1 protein-coding gene is annotated in these 1,805 nt (G+C 66.8%); it reads left to right on the top strand.

Going from position 1 to position 1,805, the window contains the following annotated elements:
- The coding region (locus HDG34_RS40020) for a hypothetical protein (RefSeq protein WP_184069236.1) at positions 1–1,805 on the top strand (1,805 nt) is incomplete at both ends.

The following is a 1,805-nucleotide window of genomic DNA, read 5'->3' as shown; positions in this document are numbered from 1 at the left end:
ACCAGCGTCGGCGTCGTGTCGTCCGTGCTCTCGCCATTGCCCACCGGACCCTGAACCGGACCCACGTCGTCAATCACTTCGCCAATAACCGGCTGATCCGGCGCATCAACATCAACATCGGCATCGGCATCGGCATCGGCATCGGCATCGGCATCGGCGTCGGCGTCGGCGTCGGCGTCGGCGTCCGCATCCGCATCCGCATCCGCATCCGCATCCGCATCCGCATCCGCATCGGCATCGGCATCGGCATCGGCATCGGCATCGGCATCGGCATCGGCATCAGCATCCGCATCAGCGTCAGCATCAGCATCCGCATCGGCATCCGCATCGGCATCCGCATCGGCATCCGCGTCGGCATCCGCGTCGGCATCCGCGTCCGCATCCGCATCCGCATCGGCATCGGCATCGGCATCGGCATCGGCATCGGCATCGGCATCGGCATCGGCATCGGCATCGGCATCCGCATCCGCATCCGCATCCGCATCCGCATCCGCATCCGCATCCGCATCCGCATCCGCATCCGCATCCGCATCAGCGTCAGCGTCCGCATCGGCATCGGCATCGGCATCGGCATCGGCATCGGCATCGGCATCCGCGTCCGCATCAGCGTCAGCATCAGCGTCAGCATCCGCGTCAGCATCCGCGTCAGCATCCGCGTCAGCATCCGCATCCGCATCCGCATCCGCATCGGCATCCGCATCCGCGTCGGCATCCGCATCCGCATCGGCGTCTGCATCCGCATCGGCATCCGCGTCCGCATCGGCATCAGCGTCAGCATCCGCATCCGCATCCGCATCGGCATCCGCGTCCGCATCGGCATCCGCGTCCGCATCGGCATCCGCGTCAGCATCGGCATCGGCATCGGCATCCGCGTCAGCATCAGCATCAGCATCAGCATCAGCATCAGCATCAGCATCAGCATCAGCATCCGCGTCCGCGTCCGCATCAGCATCAGCATCAGCATCAGCATCAGCATCAGCATCAGCATCAGCATCAGCATCAGCATCGGCATCGGCATCGGCATCGGCATCGGCATCGGCATCGGCATCAGCATCCGCATCCGCATCGGCATCGGCATCGGCATCGGCATCGGCATCGGCATCGGCATCGGCATCCGCATCCGCATCCGCATCGGCATCCGCATCCGCGTCGGCATCCGCATCCGCGTCGGCATCCGCATCCGCATCCGCATCCGCATCCGCATCGGCATCCGCATCCGCATCCGCATCCGCATCCGCATCCGCATCCGCATCCGCATCCGCGTCCGCGTCCGCGTCCGCATCGGCATCCGCATCCGCGTCACCATCGGCATCCGCATCCGCATCCGCGTCGGCATCCGCGTCAGCATCGGCGTCAGCATCGGCGTCAGCATCCGCATCCGCATCCGCGTCCGCGTCCGCGTCCGCATCGGCATCCGCGTCCGCATCGGCATCCGCATCCGCATCCGCATCCGCATCGGCATCCGCATCCGCATCCGCGTCACCATCGGCATCCGCATCCGCATCCGCGTCGGCATCCGCGTCGGCATCCGCGTCAGCATCGGCGTCAGCATCGGCGTCAGCATCCGCATCCGCATCCGCATCGGAATCTGCATCCGCGTCGGCATCCGCGTCGGCGTCCGCGTCCGTATCGTCGTCAACTGCACCCGGCGGCGTCTGTTCATCCACTACAGCAGCAGCGCTGCCGCCATTACCACCACCGCTCGCGGCGGCAATCCCCGCACCCAGCGCGGCAAGCGCACCCAGGCCCAGGAGGCCGAAGCCCACCAGACCGACACCCGGCGCGGCAACGAGATTCGCGCCGAA

Origin of the sequence: Paraburkholderia sp. HC6.4b (genome assembly GCF_014200875.1) — a bacterium.
GTDB classification, from domain to species: domain Bacteria; phylum Pseudomonadota; class Gammaproteobacteria; order Burkholderiales; family Burkholderiaceae; genus Paraburkholderia; species Paraburkholderia tuberum.
This window is presented reverse-complemented; position numbering and strand designations above follow the sequence as displayed.